The sequence below is a fragment of the uncultured Senegalimassilia sp. genome (assembly GCF_934636665.1).
Classification (GTDB): Bacteria; Actinomycetota; Coriobacteriia; order Coriobacteriales; family Eggerthellaceae; genus Senegalimassilia.
On record NZ_CAKUAT010000003.1, the window covers coordinates 56,666 to 71,599 of the forward strand.

Below are 14,934 nucleotides of genomic sequence, written 5' to 3' on the forward strand. Positions count from 1 at the left end.
CGCTGATGGGATGGTATCACGCTAGGCCGAGTAACGCAACCTGTTGGTTGTGCGCTACTCGGCGATTGCTTGCTTACTCACTATTGCGATCCTTGCGCAAAGCGAATCCGGCAGGGTTTTAGGGGCTGGTGCCGGGTTTTCGCGCCCCCCGCCCTTGCGCGATGCGGGACTGGCAGGGTTCCCGAGAGTTGCTGCCAAAAATTGCGCGAGTGCGCGTGAATTTGCGGGCGCTACCGGGTATGCGGAGTGCTAGCTATGCCGCGCAGGCTATTTTGGCGGTTTTGGCGTTGCTATCGGTATTTGTTCTCGTTAGAAGTCTTGCCGGGTCGCTGCATCAGGCCTCAGGGCATGCACTCGCGCTTTTTTGCAGCAACTTGATTTAACCCTTGCCGAACGCCATGGCTCGCATCGTCACAAGGGCATCATGGACGTTCCGGATGCGGTCAGGCCCTTGCCAAGCGTCATGATTCGCACGGTCGACACGCCCAGATGCCGGGCGCACCCGCCTAAACGTCGGATGCGTTTTACCGGCTCTATCGCTTTTGCTTTTGCTTAGCCGGGTTGACACGCGGTTTTGCGGATAGTTGTTTCGCCGGATCTTTCGCTTACAACTGCACCAGGGTGCTGAGTAGTTTTAGGCCGTAGAGGGTGATCACGATGCCGCAGACGCGATTAACCCACGTGAGAGCGCGCACGTTGATCTTGCCGGCCAGCCGGTTGAACACGAGGGCCAGGGCGTTGAACCAGACGAAGCTGGCGGTTGCGAAGCCTGCGATGAAGAACGGGTCGCTACCTGGGGGAAGCGTTGCTCTGAACGCGCCTAGCATGATGGTTCCGTCGACGATGGCCTGGGGGTTCAGCCACGTCACCACAAACGATGCGAGGATGATCTTCGCGAAGGGCTGGTTCATGTCCTTGTCGCAGGATAGGTCCGCTTCCGACCTGATGAGCCCCACGCCTATGCATACGACCAGCAGGCCGCCGAGGCCCAGCACGATGCTCCTGAGCCACGGGAGGGCGTCCATCAGCGCGCCGGCGCCAAAGAAGCACGCCAAGGCCAGCGAGACGTCCCAGAACACCACCACAAGCGCGGTGGCCATGGCGCGGCCCAGCTTATGGCTCAGTGCGCTGTTGATGACGAACAGGTTCTGCATCCCGATGGGCGCCAGATACGCCAGGCCCAGCGTCAGCCCCTGGATGAACACGGATAGCAAGTCCACCGATATCCCTTACCGCCCGAGCAAGGCCCCAGGCATCGCGAGGTGTACGACGCTGCTGATGATAGCGTATGGGGACGCATGCGGGTGTGGCGGCGCGGGATGCGGGAGTGCGGACGCAGGCAGGACGCGGCGGAGGTCTGCCCCGCCCCCCGCGTGAACGCACCTCCGTCCCCTGTTCATTCGGCACAGCTAATGCAAGGAAGTTGCGATTTCGCGACTTCCTTGCATTGAAAGCAGGCCGTTTCCGCTGAAGCTGCTGATTTTGACGCAAGGAATGAGCTAAATAGCGGATTCCTTGCAAGGGTCAGGGCTCGCATGACGGAATCAGCTGCTCACTGCGTCCTCGCGTGAACGCACCTCCGTCCCCTGTTCACGGCGGGAATGGGATTACAGCCGCCAACCCTCGGCTTCTTTTTGCAGCGCTACCATTCGGGCGAATTGGCCGCCGGCTGCTTTTAGTTGCGCGGGCGATCCTTGTTCGGCTACTTGGCCATCTTTGAGGACCACCACCTTGTCGGCGGCTTCGACCGTGCGCATGCGGTGCGCGATCACGATGACCGTTTTGCCTGCTAGCAGCCTTGTGAGAGCCGATTGCACCTTGGTTTCGTTCTCCACGTCAAGCGAGGCCGTCGCCTCGTCGAGCAATACGATGGGCGCGCTCTTCAACAGCGCGCGGGCGATCGAGATCCGCTGGCGCTCGCCGCCGGAGAGTTTGGAACCGTTCTCGCCGATCTTCGTTTCGTACCCCTGCGGCATGCGGCTGACGAACTCGTCGCAGTTCGCGGCGCGCGCGGCGGCCAGCACCTCGGCGTCGGTGGCATCGCGCCGGCCAAGGCGGATGTTGCCCATCACCGTGTCGTCGAACAGCAGCACGTCCTGGAACACGATGGCGTAATCGCGCAGCAGCGTTTCGGGGTCTACCGCGGACACGTCGACGCCGCCCACGCGCACCGTGCCGCCCGTGGCGTCCCAGAACCGCGCAGCCAGGCGCGCGCAGGTGGACTTGCCCGAGCCCGATGGCCCCACCAGCGCCGTCACCTGGCCTTCCCGTGCCGTGAAGCTCACGTCGGCCAGCACGCGCTCCCCCGCTCGCCCGTCATCGCCGGCGCCGTAGGAGAACGCCACGTGGTCGAACTCGATGTCGTGACCCGCCGGCGCGAACTCCGCCGTGCCCGAGGCCATGGGCTCCTCCATGATCGAGCGCATGCGCGCCGCCGACGTCTCGGAGGCGAACAGCTCGCTGACCAGCGCGAGCGCCTGGTCGAACGGGGCGTAGATGCGCGAGATCATCAGCAAGTACGCGAACATGACCATGAAGTCGATCTGGCCTGCGGCGATAAGGGCCGCGCCCGCAATGAGCGTGGTGGCGATGCCCAGGCGCAGGATCGCGTACGCCGTGTTCACCAGCAGGCCGTTGACCAGCTCGCCTTTCGCACATTCGCGCTCGGTGGCGTCGATCGTGGCGTTCAGGCCCGCCAGGTAGCACCGCTCCTGGTTGGTGGCGCGGATCTCGCGCACACAGTCGAGCGTCTCCTGGATGCCCTGCGTCACCTTCAGCTTCGCCATCCTATTGCGCTCGAACACCGGCCTCATCGGATTGCGCGTGGCGAACAGCAGGGCAAAAGCCACCGGAACGCTCCAAAACGCGGCGATCGAAAGCTGCCAGCAGAAGAACAGCGAGCCTACGAACACGATAGACGTCGAGATCACGGCGCCCCACAGCTCGCCGAGCACATGGCTGTAGGCGTGTTCCATGACCTGCACGTCGCCCATGATGGTTTCGGTCAAATCTGCCAGGTCGCGCCGCCCGAAGAACGAAAGCGGCAGTTTGCGCAAGCGCTCGGCGATCTCGATGCGCTGGTTGCCGCATTCCTCGTAGTAGATGCAGTAGGAGTAGTAATACTGCTGCCAATTGGACAGCAGCAGCGCCGCGAAGAACACCGCAAGGCCTATGGCGAACGCCGCCGCGCCCGGCAGGTCGGCGCCTTCGACCAGGTGCTTCACGAACCCGTCCATCACCAGGAACAGAAACGCCATGCCCGCCATGGTGACCAGGTTCGTCACGCAGGTCCAGAACACGCCGTGTTTCACGCCGGACATGCCCTTGTCGGAAAGGAAGTACTTCTTCTTGAACGAGGCGAACATCATGCCTCACCTCCCTTCAGGGCGGCCGCTTCCGCTTGCGCGCCCGCGATCTTCCAGCTTGCGGCCTGCTCGTAGTCGGCCCACATGGAGGCGTACAGCCCGCCGGCTTCGACCAACTCGGCGTGCGTGCCGCGCTCGGCCACGCGGCCCTGGTCGAGCACCACGATCTGGTCCGCGCCTACCACCGTCGAGAGCCGGTGGGCGATCATGATCACCGTGCGGTTCTCGGCCAGCTTCGCGAACGCGCGCTGGATGAGGGCCTCGTTCTCGGGGTCGGCGAACGCCGTGGCCTCGTCGAGCACCACGATGGGCGCGTCCTTGAGGATCGCGCGGGCAAGGGCGACGCGCTGCACTTCGCCGCCCGACAGGTACGCCCCGCCGGCGCCCAGGCGCGTATCGATGCCCTGCGGCAGCTTCGCCACGATCTCGTCGCATTGCGCGGCGCGCAGCGCGGCCAGCACCTGTTCGCGCGTGGCATCGGGCCTGGCTGCGCGCACGTTTTCCTCGAGCGTCTGGCTAAACAGCTGGTTGGTTTGGAAGACGAACGCGATCTTGTCCATAAGCTCGCGCGGGTCGGCGTCGCGCACGTCCACGCCGCCGACGAGCACGCGCCCGGCGGTTGCGTCCCAGAAGCGCGGGACCAGGCTTGCGCACGTCGACTTACCGCCGCCCGATGGCCCCACGAGTGCGAGGGTCGTGCCGGCGGGGACCTCGAAGCTCACGTCGTCGAGCGCATTGGCTTCGACGCCTTCGTAGGCGAACGACACGTGCTCGAAGCGCACGTCGCCGCCTTCGATGGGGCGCGGGTTCGCGGGGGCCTCGAGCGGCTTCTCCTCCAAGATCGCGCGCACGCGGCCGAGGGAGTCGCCCGCCATCTGCGACGCTTCGCTCATGAACATGAGCTTCGCCATGGCAGTGGGGATGACCGCCGAGAAGATGGCGTAAAAGGCGAAATCGGCTACGAAACGCGGGAAGTCCGCTTCGCCGGGTGCCAGGATAAGCGCCACGGGAAGCAGGAACACCACCAAGCCGTTGAGCACCGACAGCTGAAAGACCTGCGGTTTTCGGCAGAACGTGCCCGCGTAGTCCTGCGCCATGCGAGCGTAGTCGGCGATGGCATCGTGGAACGCCTTGAAGGAGTGCACCGTCTGCTGGAACACCTTCACCACGGGGATGCCGCGCACGTATTCGGTGCCGGTTTCGTTCATGCGCACAAGCGCGCCCATATAGCTTTTCATGAACTCCATGCCCTTGCCGGTCATCATAGTCATGAGGCAGCAGATCGAGATCACGACCGGGACCAGGCACGCAAGGCCAAGGCGCCAATCGAAGGCGAACAGCAGCGCGAGCATGCCGATCACCATGGCGATCGAGCCCGCCGCATCGGGGAGCACATGCGCGAGCAGCGATTCGGTGCTGGCCGCGCAGCCATCGATCACGCGGCGCAGCTCGCCGGTGGCATGGGCGTCGAAGTAGCCGAGCGGCAAGCGCATGAGGTGCTCGGTGGTTTGCTTGCGCATGTTCGACGCCGTGCGGAACGCGGCCAAGTGCGTGCACATGAGCGCGAGGAAGTAGGCCGCGATCGAGGCGATCGCGCCGCCAATGGCCCACCAGCCGTATGCGGCGATACCTTGCGCGGCCTGCCAGTTCGGCGCGACTTCGATGAGGTCGCGCGCGACAAGCCAGATGCACACGTAGGGCACGAAGCCGAGCAGCTGCGACACGGCACTGAGCGCCAGGCCGAGGTACGTGAGCGGCTTTCTGCTGCCTGCGAAGTCGAGCAGCTGGGCGATGGAGTTGCGCTTGCGGCTGGGGGTGGGTGCGGTTGCTAGCGGGTCGGCGGCGGCTTCGCTGGCGTTTTGGCGAGGTATTGGGCGTGGTTCCTCTTCGGCCATGGTTATTCCTTCCCTATTTGCGGCTTTTGCGCGGCGCGTTTTGAGCGCTTGGCTGGCGCGGAATGCCTCTTGCTAGTTACCTTCGCGTAACTTATCATGCAAGGAAGCCTTGGCGAACATTTACGTCAAGCGCGCGCACGAAACCGAAACAACGGGAGACGAATCCGAATGACCGATGCTTCCGCCTACAACGCCATCCCGCGCGCGGTTCGCTCGCTTTACGAGCCGCAGCTCGAGCAGTTCGGGATCGTCGTCCGCCGCAACGGCGAGGGCTGGTCGGGCACGGGTCGGAACGCGTGGGGCCGCGGGTCGGCGTGGGGCATGCCCGTTGGGGATTTCTGCATCGTGTTCAGCCACGAGGTGTATATGGAGCGAGATATGGCGCTGGTCGAGTCGCCCGAGAGCGCGTATGCGTGCGTTTGCATGGTGTCAGAGGATTCGAAGGCCACCATGCCGCGAATGATCGATCGGCCGCGAGCGCTGCTCGACGGGTCGCTGTACTCGTTCGTGCAGCCTGCGGGCTCGTTTTCCGGCACGCTGCGCCGGGGCGGCCTGTATTCGTCGCGCTGTATCTGCTTTCTGCCGCAGTATTTCGAGGAGCTCGATGTGCGCTGGCCAGGAGCGTTCTCGGGCATGTTCGAGCGGTTCGGGCGCACGTGGGATGAGGCGCAATCGCGCATCATCATGTCGGCGCTGCTGGGCACCGGGCCGCAATACCGATCGGGTTCGGCGCTGCTTATCCAGGCGCGCGTCGAGCAGATGGTGGCTGAGCTTGCGGCGTCATGCGCCGGTGACGAGGGCGAGCGGTGCGGCGCTTCGGCGCGCGAGCGCGGCAGGCTTGCCCTTGAGGCGCAGGCCGCCATCGAGCGCATGCTCGACGAGGGACGCGCGCCCGGCCTCGACGAGCTGTCGAGCATGCTGTTCGTGAGCCGTTCGCACCTATGCTCGGCGTTCTCGCGCGAGACGGGGCAAAGCATCGGGCGATACGCCAAAGCGCGCCGGATCGAACGCGCAAAGGTCCTGCTCGCAAGCGGCGATTCGGTCGCATACGTGGCCGCGCGCCTGGGTTGGCCGCGACCTTCAGCGTTCTCGCAAGCGTTCAAGCAAGCAACCGGCATCTCCCCCACCGAATGGCGCGACGCGTACGAGGGGTGATTGAGGGGCGGAGCGGGGACGGTGACTAGCACGGCGGCCAGGCGCCGCGGGGAGCGAGCGACGTGCGAGAGTTGCGCAGCAAGACTACGTTTTCGTTAGGTGGTTGGCAGGAGCCTGGCCTGCCAGGGCCGATCGCGCCTCGTCGACGTTCCACATGAACACACCTCCGTCCCCTGTTCACGGGGGGGGGTCGCCGGGGCAGCGAACCCATCGCCCCTCGCAGGCGCCTTACGCGGCTTTCTCCTCCTGCTCGAGCTGGGTGCGGGCGTAGGCGATGGCATCGTCGATATTCGGGCGGAAGCGGTCCTCGCCCACTAGGTCGACGAATCCGGCGCGGCGCATGGTCCTCATGGGCTGCTCGTTTGCGTGGCTGAAGATCAGCTGCACACCGTTTTCCGCGCAGTACTCGTACAGGTTCTCCAGCGCGTTCATGCCCGTGGCGTCCAGCGAGGGCACCCCTCGCATGCGGATGATCAGGTACTTCGTAAAGTCCTTCACCGAGATGTCGGAGATGCGATCGGTCATGCCGAAGAACATCGGGCCGTTGATCTCGTACACGCGCACGCTCTTGGGAAGCTCGCGCAGGTGCGTGACCTCGGAGTCCTTGTCGCAGAAGTACGTCCAGCCCTTCACCTCGGTCTCCTCGGAGACCATCTTCATGAACAGCACCACCGTGATGAGCATGCCCACGGCAATGGCGGTGACCAGGTCGAACACGATGGTCAGCGTGAACGTCAGCAACAGCGTGGCCACAGCGCCGCGCGAGGCGGTGGCGCAAAGGTGGGCGAAGTTGCGCCAACCCGACATGTTGTAGGCAACCTGCAGCAGGATAGCGGCGATGGTGGGCATGGGGATGAGCGCAGCGTAAGGCATCAGGAACACCAGCACCAACAGCAGCACCGCGGCGTGCACCATGCCGGCGATGGGCGTGCGGCCGCCGCTTTTCACGTTGGCGGCCGTGCGCGCGATGGCGCCCGTGGCGGGAATGCCGCCGAACAGCACCGAGCCCATGTTGCCCACGCCCTGCGCCACCAGCTCCATGTTGCAGCGGTGATGGCCCGAGATCATGGAGTCGGCGACCACGCACGACAGCAGCGACTCGATGGCCGCAAGGATGGCGATGGTGATGCCGTTGGCAAGCTCGTCGCGGAACAGGTCAAGGCTGAGCTGGGGGAATTGCAGCGAGGGCAGGCCCGCCTCGATGGTATACAGGTCGCCGATGGTGTTGACCTGCAGGCCGAACGCAGGCACCATGGCGGCGCCCACGATAACGGCCACCAGCGAGCCGGGGATGCGCTTAGATACCTTCGGCCATAGCATCAGGATGGCAAGGCACACCACGCCCACCAGCACGGCCTGCCAGTTCGCCGTGGAGATATTGGCCGCCAGGGCGCCCAGCTTATCGGTGGTGTCGACGGTGGTGGTGCCGGCGGGGTACGTCAGCCCCAGCAGGTCCTTGATTTGACCGATCACGATGGTCACCGCGATACCGGCAGTGAAGCCGGTGGTGATCGTGTAGGGGACGAAGCGGATGAGCGTGCCGAGCTTGAGCAGGCCCATGAGCACGAGCATCACGCCGGCGATGATGGTGGCCGCTACCAGGCCCTCCATGCCGTCGGTGGCAACGATGCCCGCGACGATGGTGGCGAAGGCGGCGGTGGGGCCGGAGATCTGCACGCGGCTGCCGCCCAAGAACGCGATCAGGAAGCCCGCGACGATGGCGGTGTAAAGGCCCTGCTCAGGACCTACGCCCGATGCAATGGCCAGCGCGATGGAAAGCGGCAGCGCCACCACGGCAACCACCACGCCCGAGACGATGTCCTTCGGGATCTGGCGGCGCAGCTCCTCTTTGCTGGAGTGCTTGATGATGCTGAATAATATGGGCTTGATCTTGTCTCGCTGCATGGCCTTCGTTTCGCGTCGGGATGGTTGGTTTCAAAGCTCCTGCAACGCGGCCCGCCGGGCGATGGAGACGACAAAGCCCTAACCGGGCCATTTCCCCGGATGGAGCGTGATGTGTCTTCAGATTGTACGGCATGCCTAGCCGCAAGAGGGTGTTTATGGTAACGCGGCAAAGCTGCCCGCCGCCCGACCACACAAAATCGCCAGCAAGAAGGGAATGCCAGCGAGAAGCCTGCGAGAACGACGTCAGCGCCGACGCGGCGATCGGGCGCATTTCGAGAGAGCGCGAATGAGAAGTCCGCGAAAGTGATGCCAGCGCCGACGCGGCGATCGGGCGCGCTCAAAGGTGTCGCGAACGAAATCACGCTAGGTGCTGCAATCGTAAGGAATCAACCTGTTTTGCGACCAAGCAAGTGAGCCGACGGTTCCCGAATTCCGTTCGTCGGGTTCGGATTTTGTTTGGCCGTGTTCCCGCGAGTGTAGGGCGGCTTTCGTCCAAGTTGGTAGCACCTTATAATCAAGTCATAACACTGACTACATTATAAGGAGGTTCGCGTGGCCGCGCTGACCATAGACCTTGCGGAGGTCGAAGCCGACTTTTCCCGCGTAGCAGCAGAGGCGAGCAGAACCGGCAATCCGGTCACCGTTCTGAAGAACAACGAGCCCTGGGTGATAACCCAACCGGCCAAGGCGGAAGCATCGGCTGTAGACGTAGCGGTCGACTTCATGGACGAGTACGCCGACGTGTTCGAGGAGCTTGCAAAATGAGCTTCTGACCCATTACCAAAGACGAAGCCCTGGCGATACACTCCGCCGTGGTTGCCAGGTTCGGCGGAATCGACGGTGTGCGTGACGAGGGACTTTTGGAGTCCGCGCTCGCGCAGCCGTTCCAGTCTTTCGCCGGCATCGAGTTGTATCCAACTGACGAGGCAAAGGCCTGCAGATACCTTACGGCATCATCAAAGACCATCCATTCGCCGATGGTAACAAACGAACCGCCACCGCCCTCATGGGTACATACCTCAGGCTATCCGGGTTCGAATTCAAGCCGTCCCACGCCGAGCTTCTTAAAGCCATGCTTGGCACCGCCGATAGCTCGTTGGGCTTCGAGCCGCTGGTGGAGTGGACGCAAACTGTTGGGGGCTAAACGCACCAGATGAACAGGGGACGGAGGTGTGTTCACACGGGGAGCTTGCGAGGGGCAATGGACTCGCCGAAGCGAACAGGAGCCGGCAGGGTTGCCGCGAGGAGCGATGAGTCCGCTGGTCCGCGAGCAACCCCACGAAAACGCAGTTACGCCCGCGGAATTCCGCGGGCGTAACTGCGTTTGGCTATCACTCCAAAAACTGGACTTCGCCGGTGTTGGTTTGGTAGAGGGCGCCTATTACTCGCAGGCCGTGCTCTGCTTCGTCGGTGCGGACTTTGCGGCTTTCCTCGATGCGGCGGACGCTGTGCGCCACGTTCGCCAGGCAGGCCGCGGCTTCGTCGGTTTCGTCGCCGATGGCGTCGGCGATCTCGTCGGTGATGAACTTCACCGTGCCGTAGGGCTCGTGGTGCATGGCCGCGTCGACGGCGCCGCAGCACGTGTGGCCCAAAACCACCACCAAGTTGCAGCCCAGATGATCCTCGGCGTACTCGATGCTGCCGAGCTGGTGCTTGTCCACCACGTTGCCGGCCACGCGGATGACGAACAGGTCGCCGATGCCCGCCGAGAAGATGGCCTCGGGGATCACGCGCGAGTCCGAGCACGCCAGAACGATGGCGTACGGGTGCTGGCCTTCGCGAAACGTCTGCTGGCGCAGCTCCGGCGACACGTTGCCCTGCGCTTGGTTCGCGTTCAGGTAGCGGGCGTTTCCCTCGCGCAGGCGCTCGAGCGCCTCATCTGCCGAAAGATTGCAGGATTCGTGGCTCATGGCGAGCTCCCCTTTCGTTACGTTCGCGCTCAGCTTACCGCGTTGCGCGAACCTGAACGCATTTCTGCCGACAAGCTGCAAAATGTTAGCGGTTACAATAGGGCAAACCTAGGGGGAAAGGAACTGCCATGTCGACACAGGCGATTTTGAAACTTGATCACGATGCGTGCAAAACGCAGGCGATGGCGTATCTCGAGCAGGGCTTCAATTGCGCGCAGGCGGTCGCTTGCACGCTGGCGCCGGCGATCGGGCTTGACGTCGACCAGACGTTTCGCCTGATGGAGGGCTTCGGCGGCGGCATGGGCGGCTATACCGAGACCTGCGGTGCGGTGTCGGGCGCCGTCATGGCAGCCGGATGGGTCAAAAGCGCCGGAAGCGAAAACCCCGTCAGCAAGATGGAAACGTACCAGCTTGCCGATCGGATGTGCGCGCGATTCAAGGCGCAAAACGGCACCACCATCTGCGCCGAGCTCAAGGGCATCGGCAACCCTGCGGGGCCGCTCCGCTCCTGCCCCGGCTGCATCCAAGACGCCGTGGACATCGCCATCGATGTTCTTCAGGCGGATGCGCGCGCTGGCGCGTAGCTCCACCGGGACGTTGCGCTATAGTTGACCGCGTCATACAACATACGCGTAGAAAGCATCCCATGTCCCGCATCAAAACCCTTGCGCCCGGCATTGCCGTAAGCGCCCTTATCGCCGTCGTCTGCTGGTTTCTCGGCCAGGCGGTGCCGCTGGTGGGCGGCGCCGTGTTCGCCATTTTGCTGGGCATGGTCATCGGCACGTTCTGGAAGGACAAGGGCGCTGCGGGGCCGGGCATCAAGTTCGCGTCGAAGAAGATCCTGCAAACCGCCGTGGTGCTGCTGGGCTTCGGGCTGCCGCTGACGCAGTTGGCCCAGGTGGGAGCCATGTCGCTGCCCGTCATCCTGTCCACCATCTCCGCGTCGCTGATCACCGCGGCCGTGCTGTGCCGCGTGATGCACGTGCCCGGGCGCACCGCCACGCTTATCGGCGTGGGCTCTTCGATTTGCGGGGGCTCGGCCATCGCCGCCACCGCGCCGGTCATCAAGGCCGACGACCAGGAAGTGGCGCACGCCATATCGGTGGTGTTTTTGTTCAACGTGCTGGCGGCGCTCATCTTCCCTACCCTGGGCGACGTTATAGGTTTGAGCAATAACGGCTTCGGCCTGTTCGCGGGCACCGCGGTCAACGACACGTCGTCGGTGACCGCCGCCGCAGCCGTGTGGGATGGCATGCACCCCGGCGCGAACGCGCTCGATTACGCCACCATCGTCAAGCTCACGCGCACGCTGGCCATCATCCCCATCACGTTCGCGCTGGCGCTTTGGGTTTCCGCGCGCGAGCGCAAGCAAGCCGCGCAAAATGGCACGGATACGGCCTCTACCAGCGGTTTCAGCCTGAAACGTGCGCTGTCCACGTTCATCGTGCTGTTCGTGTGCGCCTCCCTGGTGGCCACGGCCGCCAGCGCCGCGGGCATCGACCCTGCCGTTTTCGCGCCGCTCAAAACGCTCAGCAAGTTCTTCATCGTGGTGGCCATGGCCGCCATCGGCTTGAACACCGACGTGGTTTGCCTGGTGAAATCGGGCGCAAAGCCCATCGTGCTGGGCGCCGCATGCTGGGTGGCGATCGCATGCGTGAGCCTCGCGGCGCAGCACGCGCTGGGGCTCTGGTAGCGCTAGGCGAACAGGCTGCGGACGCGCAAGCAGTGGGTCCCAACTCCACCGAACCCGAACACGGGACCCCACTCCCAACCCGCAACTTCCCGAGCCCACGGTCTACGGGTTCCGGAACCTTGGTTCCCGGAAACCCCAAGCCCCAAACCCGAGTTCCCAAGCCTCTAACACCGAGATCTCAACCTTCAATTCACAAAAATCCGCAGACAAAGAAAGGGCCGATATGCTGACCATCGGATGCCATCTGTCAACCTCGAAGGGCTTTTTGGCCATGGGCGAAACCGCGCTTTCCATCGGCGCGAACACGTTCGCGTTCTTCACGCGCAACCCGCGCGGCGGCAAGGCGAAGGCCATCGACCCCGCCGACGCCGCGGCGCTGCGCGCGCTGATGGCCGAGCACGACTTCGGCCCGCTGGTTGCGCATGCGCCTTACACGCTCAACCCCTGCTCGGACAAGCCGCACGCCCGCGAGTTCGCGCTGGAATGCATGGCCGACGACCTGGTGCGCATGGAGTCCGTGCCCGGCAACTACTACAACTTCCATCCTGGAAGCCACGTGAAGCAAGGTGCGGAAACGGGCATCGAGCTGATATCGGGCCTGCTCAACGAGGTGTTGCGCCCCGAGCAGACCACCACGGTGCTGCTTGAGGCCATGGCCGGCAAGGGCACCGAGGTGGGCCGCACGTTCGAGGAGCTGGCCGCCATCATCGACCGCGTGAAGCTTTCCGACCACATGGGCGTGTGCCTGGACACGTGCCACATCCACGACGGCGGCTATGACATCGTGAACGATCTGGACGGAGTGCTCGACGAGTTCGACCGCGTGATCGGCCTCGAGCGCCTGCGCGCCGTGCACATCAACGACTCGAAGAACCCCTGCGGAGCGCACAAGGACCGCCACGAGTGCATCGGCCAGGGCTTTATCGGCGTCGACGCGTTCCAGCGCATCGTCACGCACCCCGCGCTCCGCGACCTGCCCTTCATCCTAGAAACCCCCAACGAGCTGCCCGGCTACGCAGCCGAGATCAAGCTTTTGCGCGAGCTGGCGGAGGGCTAGGAGCGCCCGCTGACGCTCAAGCAGCGCGCGGGCTGCAACCATATGAAACGCAGGGGAACGGCGAAGGGCTGTCTGCCCTTGACACAGCGCGGCCAAAGACGACGAGCAACCAACGGACTTCGGCGAACGGATTACGGGACGATACTCGAGGAGGGAACGGAAGGCACGGTCACCCCACACCCGCGCATTGCCGCCCCTCTTCGCTCGCCGTTCCCTTTCTCCACCTCCCCTTCCCCTCTCCTCCCATACTCCGGCGCGTCCCCGCCTACCGCTGAGCGCGCAAACCGGCAGCTAGCCATGGCTAACATCGCACTTCTCTTCGCCAGCTTTCCCCTTCCCTGCCCCTTCTTTCGCCATATATTCCCAGGTCAATCATGTTATCGTTTTGCCCGATAACACCCCATCGATAAATATCCTAGTAACCTACGTTGAATACCGGACGATTCGGTGGTTCAATACGAACAGCAAAACCACGGCAGGCAAGGCGCCCGCCGGCACTACGCGATAGCAAGGAGCACCGCATCATGGCAAAGAAGAACATCCCGTACGACCAGAAGTACTACGATCCGGAAATCGAGTGCATGCCGCGCCCCGAGCTTGAGCAGCTGCAGCTCGAGCGCCTGCAGACCATGGTGCAGTACGCCTACGACAACACCGTCTACTACAAGCGCAGCTTCGACGCCGCCGGCGTGAAGCCCTCCGACATCAAAACGCTCGACGACCTGGCGAAGTTCCCCTTCATCAACAAGCAGACCGAGCGCGACACCCAGCACGTGGGCAGCTTCTTCGGCGAGCTGTGCAGCGTGCCCGAGGAGGACGTCGTGTTCATGGCCACCTCCTCCGGCTCCACCGGCGTGCCCACGGTCAGCCCCTTCACGCAGGAGGACTTCGACCTGTGGCAGGACACCGAGGCCCGACTGTTCTGGCAGGCCGGCATGCGCCCCAACGACCGTTACGTCCACGGCCTGAACTTCGCCCTGTACGTCGGCGGCCCCGACGTCATCGGCGCGCAGCGCCTGGGCGCGCTTGCCATCTGGGCCGGCGCCATCCCCTCCGACCGCCTGATCTTCGTGCTGAAGCAGTACCAGCCCACCATCATCTGGACCAGCCCCTCCTACGCCTGGACCCTGGGCCAGAAGATCAAGGAGAAGGGCCTCGACCCGCGCAACGACTTCAGCATCCGCACCATCATCGTCGCAGGTGAGCCGGGCGGTTCCATCGAATCCACCCGCGAGAGCATCGAGGAGCTGTGGGGCGCCAACGTGGTCGACTTCTTCGGCCTGTCCGACATCTACGGCGCCTGCGCGGCCATGTGCGAGGCGAAGGACGGCCTGCACATCGTGGAGGACCAGATCCTCGTCGAAACCGTCGACCCGGTCACCGGCGAGGTGCTCGAGCCCGGCAGCACCGGCGAGCTGACCTACACCACGCTCATGAAGAAGGCCCGCCCGATGATCCGCTTCCGCACCGGCGACATCGGCTACGTTTCCACGGAGAAGTGCAGCTGCGGCCGCACCCACGCCCGCATCCACGTGACCGGCCGCAAGGACGAGATGTTCATCGTGGGCGCCGTGAACGTGTTCCCCTCCGACGTCGAGTACGTCGTACGCAAGGAGCCGGGCTTGACCGGCGAGTACTCCATCCGCGTCTACGACGAGAACTTCACCACCCGCTACGAGGTGTCCGTCGAGCGCGCCCTGGGCAGCGACGAGCCTTACGACCAGGTGTCCAAGCGCGTCGAGGCAGCGCTGAAGGCCCACACGGGCGTGCGTCCGGCAAAGGTCATCGTGTTCGACGCCGACAAGCTGGGCACCTCCAGCGAGCACAAGGCCAAGCGTTTCATCGACGAGCGCGAAAGCGCCAAGTAAGCGGCGGCGCAAAACTCCCTGGTTTACATCGGCCGCTTCCTGCGAGGGGTTTTGCGAGAAGCGGCATTCAGCGAAAGGATCTTCCC

The 14,934-nt window shown here is 64.0% G+C and carries 11 protein-coding genes and 1 pseudogene; 7 read left to right on the forward strand and 5 right to left on the reverse strand.

The window, feature by feature from the left end; genetic code table 11:
- Positions 1-605: 605 nt before the first annotated feature.
- The 3 genes from Q0G75_RS01665 to Q0G75_RS01675 form a co-directional block, all read right to left on the reverse strand.
- On the reverse strand, positions 606-1,220 hold the full coding sequence (locus Q0G75_RS01665; protein ID WP_294414855.1) for a LysE family transporter: 615 nt from the start codon (positions 1,218-1,220) through the stop codon (positions 606-608).
- Positions 1,221-1,607: 387 nt separating this feature from the next.
- A complete protein-coding gene (locus Q0G75_RS01670; protein WP_365910452.1) occupies positions 1,608-3,368 on the reverse strand; it encodes an ABC transporter ATP-binding protein in 1,761 nt (586 codons plus the stop codon).
- Positions 3,365-5,260 carry an ABC transporter ATP-binding protein gene (locus Q0G75_RS01675; RefSeq protein WP_294414854.1) on the reverse strand — a complete coding sequence of 632 codons (1,896 nt, stop codon included), beginning with the start codon at positions 5,258-5,260 and terminating at the stop codon, positions 3,365-3,367. The genes Q0G75_RS01670 and Q0G75_RS01675 overlap by 4 nt, the downstream gene beginning before the upstream one ends.
- Positions 5,261-5,428: 168 nt before the next feature.
- Between Q0G75_RS01675 and Q0G75_RS01680 the strand changes: the two genes are divergently transcribed.
- Positions 5,429-6,415: an AraC family transcriptional regulator gene (locus Q0G75_RS01680; RefSeq protein WP_294414853.1), complete on the forward strand. Its 987-nt coding sequence runs from the start codon at positions 5,429-5,431 to the stop codon at positions 6,413-6,415.
- 228 nt (positions 6,416-6,643) lie between these two features.
- On the opposite strand, the gene Q0G75_RS01685 is transcribed toward Q0G75_RS01680, so the two are convergent.
- The gene (locus tag Q0G75_RS01685) at positions 6,644-8,320 is read right to left on the reverse strand and encodes a SulP family inorganic anion transporter (protein WP_294414852.1); all 1,677 of its coding nucleotides are present in this window, start codon (positions 8,318-8,320) and stop codon (positions 6,644-6,646) included.
- 552 nt (positions 8,321-8,872) lie between these two features.
- Here Q0G75_RS01685 and Q0G75_RS01690 point away from each other — a divergent pair.
- Both Q0G75_RS01690 and Q0G75_RS09335 read left to right on the forward strand, forming a co-directional pair.
- Positions 8,873-9,085, forward strand: coding sequence for a type II toxin-antitoxin system Phd/YefM family antitoxin (locus tag Q0G75_RS01690; RefSeq protein WP_294414851.1), 213 nt, complete (start codon positions 8,873-8,875; stop codon positions 9,083-9,085).
- 11 nt (positions 9,086-9,096) lie between these two features.
- Positions 9,097-9,464, forward strand: a pseudogene (locus Q0G75_RS09335) (type II toxin-antitoxin system death-on-curing family toxin).
- A 187-nt stretch (positions 9,465-9,651) separates the two neighbouring features.
- Here the strand turns inward: Q0G75_RS09335 and Q0G75_RS01695 are convergent.
- Positions 9,652-10,230: a carbonic anhydrase gene (locus Q0G75_RS01695; protein WP_294414850.1), complete on the reverse strand. Its 579-nt coding sequence runs from the start codon at positions 10,228-10,230 to the stop codon at positions 9,652-9,654.
- 128 nt (positions 10,231-10,358) lie between these two features.
- Here Q0G75_RS01695 and Q0G75_RS01700 point away from each other — a divergent pair, with 128 nt between their 5' ends.
- From Q0G75_RS01700 to Q0G75_RS01715, 4 genes are all read left to right on the forward strand, one after another.
- A complete protein-coding gene (locus Q0G75_RS01700) occupies positions 10,359-10,814 on the forward strand; it encodes a C-GCAxxG-C-C family protein (RefSeq protein WP_294414849.1) in 456 nt (151 codons plus the stop codon).
- Between the two features lie 62 nt (positions 10,815-10,876).
- Entirely contained in the window at positions 10,877-11,923 is a 1,047-nt protein-coding gene (locus Q0G75_RS01705) for a YeiH family protein (protein ID WP_294414848.1), read from the forward strand.
- Positions 11,924-12,146: 223 nt separating this feature from the next.
- A complete protein-coding gene (locus Q0G75_RS01710) occupies positions 12,147-12,980 on the forward strand; it encodes a deoxyribonuclease IV (RefSeq protein WP_294414847.1) in 834 nt (277 codons plus the stop codon).
- Between the two features lie 524 nt (positions 12,981-13,504).
- Positions 13,505-14,848 (forward strand): phenylacetate--CoA ligase family protein, encoded by a 1,344-nt coding sequence (locus tag Q0G75_RS01715; RefSeq protein WP_294414845.1) that lies wholly within the window; start codon positions 13,505-13,507, stop codon positions 14,846-14,848.
- The last annotated feature ends 86 nt before the right edge of the window (positions 14,849-14,934 follow it).

Coding starts and splice junctions, on each gene's coding strand:
- Q0G75_RS01670 (WP_365910452.1), bottom strand. CDS start 3,368: ATGATGTTCGCCTCGTTCAAGAAGAAGTACTTCCTTTCCGACAAGGGC.
- Q0G75_RS01675 (WP_294414854.1), bottom strand. CDS start 5,260: ATGGCCGAAGAGGAACCACGCCCAATACCTCGCCAAAACGCCAGCGAA.
- Q0G75_RS01680 (WP_294414853.1), top strand. CDS start 5,429: ATGACCGATGCTTCCGCCTACAACGCCATCCCGCGCGCGGTTCGCTCG.
- Q0G75_RS01685 (WP_294414852.1), bottom strand. CDS start 8,320: ATGCAGCGAGACAAGATCAAGCCCATATTATTCAGCATCATCAAGCAC.
- Q0G75_RS01695 (WP_294414850.1), bottom strand. CDS start 10,230: ATGAGCCACGAATCCTGCAATCTTTCGGCAGATGAGGCGCTCGAGCGC.
- Q0G75_RS01700 (WP_294414849.1), top strand. CDS start 10,359: ATGTCGACACAGGCGATTTTGAAACTTGATCACGATGCGTGCAAAACG.
- Q0G75_RS01705 (WP_294414848.1), top strand. CDS start 10,877: ATGTCCCGCATCAAAACCCTTGCGCCCGGCATTGCCGTAAGCGCCCTT.
- Q0G75_RS01710 (WP_294414847.1), top strand. CDS start 12,147: ATGCTGACCATCGGATGCCATCTGTCAACCTCGAAGGGCTTTTTGGCC.
- Q0G75_RS01715 (WP_294414845.1), top strand. CDS start 13,505: ATGGCAAAGAAGAACATCCCGTACGACCAGAAGTACTACGATCCGGAA.